This is a genomic window from Halorubrum sp. AD140, assembly GCF_034497445.1.
In the GTDB taxonomy this organism is placed as follows: Archaea; Halobacteriota; Halobacteria; order Halobacteriales; family Haloferacaceae; genus Halorubrum.
In genome coordinates, this window is sequence record NZ_JAXRUU010000143.1 from 1 (window position 1) to 1889 (window position 1889).

Here is a 1889-nt window from a genome sequence, read left to right on the forward strand (position 1 = left end):
ATGCGAGAGGATATAGACGATTTGACTGGTTCGACGGTGTCTCGGGGGGTTGGTCCGAGACCTGTAGTGTGATTTCAGATATCTGGGTTCATGATCGAAGGAGACTCGTTTTACGAATCGGGACTCGCGTCGGACGGGGTCGATGTACCACCGCGGATTGACGCCGACTGGTGTCGTCACGGATGTCGTTCGATCCGACCGGTCGGCTGGGTTTGACCTGATATGTCCGCTGAAATGGATTGTACCGAATCCGATGACGATCGGTGGATTCCTCTGAAAGTGTTAGCGCCGGCGAGGAGAGGTCCGAGTCGGTAGACGGTTCCCGGCGAACCGGTTGGGAGACGAGGATGCGAAAACGCCGGGTGATTCGCCCGGGATGAACGACCGCGTGTTAGCTTCCGCCCGTCTCGTGGCTGAAGTTTATATGTACCCGGGTAATATGCCGTCCGATCCGATGATGTACGACGAGAAATTGGACCCGATTGGCCCTCGGGAAGCGAGGGACGACTACTTAAAGGAACGACAGGAGGACGCGTCGTTCGAAACGCTTCGAACGATCCGGAAGGGACTCAATCTCTTCGTGGAGTGGTGCGTGGAGAAGGGGATAGGCAATATGAACGACGTCCGGGGCAGGCAGCTGAACAAGTTCAAAAACTGGTGTAAGGATACGAGCGACAACAGCACCGTGAGCCTCAACGGAATTCTCAGCGTCCTCCGGCGGTTCCTCGTTTACTGTGTGCGGATCGAAGCCGTCGCAAGCGGAACACCGGATAAGACGCCGATCCCGAATGTCCCGGACGACGAGGACGTGAACTACGAGAAGCCGACAGACGAGGAAGTTGAAGCGGCGCGGAAGTACTTGGAGACGTACGAATCGGCGTCTCGTCGGCATGTCGAGTACAGGATCGTCGAGGAGATTGGGTGTCGCGTCGGAGCGGTCCGAGCGATCGACGTCGGCGACGTCAATCTCGAAGACCGAGTGATTCGGTTCCGCCATCGACCGGAGAAGGATCACCCGGAGGAGAAGGGGACACCGCTGAAAAACGGGACTGATGGGGAACGTGACGTTAATATCCCGACCGAGCTGGCCGAGCTGATCGGCGAGTACTTACAGAATCCGGGGCGACACGACGTTACCGACCGGTACGGGCGGGAACCGCTGCTCACGACGAAGTACGGGCGGCCTGATACGGACACGATCCGTCGGGACCTGTACAAACTCACTCGACCGTGCGTCCACTCGAATAGCTGCCCGCACGACCGGGACACCGACGCGTGTGAGGCTGTTGATAACGAGAACGCGAGCAAGTGTCCGTCGAGTCACAGCCCCCATCCGCTCCGCCGGTATTCGATAGAGTCGCAGATCGATCGAGGGGTGGCGAAGGAACTGTTGACAGATCGCGTCGATGTCTCGGTCCCGGTGCTGAACAAGCACTACGATACACGGAGCAAGGATCGGAAGCGGAAACACCGGCTCAAAGTGTACGAGAAGCTGTTCGACGGCTATGGAGACCAGAGTGAGACCCTGAACGCGAACCAGATTGCGGAGGTTCTGATCGACGAGGACGGAATGATCGACCCGCAGGCGCTCTTGCGTCTCCAATCGGACGAAGGGACTCCGGAGACCGCATCCGGCTCCGACGGCGAAGTCACCTCAGAGATTACCGAAATAGTGGGCTCCGGAGACGAGACCACCGAAACCCAGGAGCCGACGGAGGAATCGGACGACGATCAGTTGAGCCTCAGCGAGTTCGGCGGGGGTCCAACGGCGGTCTTCGGCCCGGGGACGGTTGCCGCCGCGGGGGCCGCGGCGCTCGGCTCCCAGACCGCAGGCCGCCTTCACAGGGAACTCGAAGCGATGTCGCCGGGAGAGAACGGTATCACGACTC

The 1889-nt window shown here is 59.6% G+C and carries 1 protein-coding gene; it reads left to right on the forward strand.

The genetic code is table 11. The annotated features are described in order from the left end of the window. Window positions 1–454: 454 nt before the first annotated feature. On the forward strand, window positions 455–1889 hold a 1435-nt coding region (locus tag U4E84_RS16770; protein WP_322533245.1), incomplete at its 3' end, for an integrase.